At 51.4% G+C, this 280-nt stretch carries 1 pseudogene; it reads left to right on the forward strand.

The features are described 5' to 3' along the window. A pseudogene (locus ACYP2A_RS23300) lies at positions 1-217 on the forward strand (hypothetical protein); the annotation flags it as partial. Positions 218-280 lie beyond the last annotated feature (63 nt).

Below are 280 nucleotides of genomic sequence, written 5' to 3' on the forward strand. Positions count from 1 at the left end.
CCGCAAGCACCCACACGAATTGCTTGATTCAATTGTTAAAGAGCGGTTGGTTGAGCCTTTCGTCTCAACCGAGGCGCGCATTCTACAGCGCCTCAGTAACTTGTCAAGTGATTATTTTCAGAAGCTTTCAACACATCCAAACTTCGATCACTTGCGTGCCGAGCGATCTTTCGATCAACTCGTCAGCGGGAGGCGAATAATACAGCAACCGAAGTGACTGTCAACTGCCTTTTTTCACCGCCGGGCCCGGAGGCCTGCACTATTCCCTCGCCGTTTTCGC

The sequence above is a fragment of the Pseudomonas sp. 3A(2025) genome (assembly GCF_054589175.1).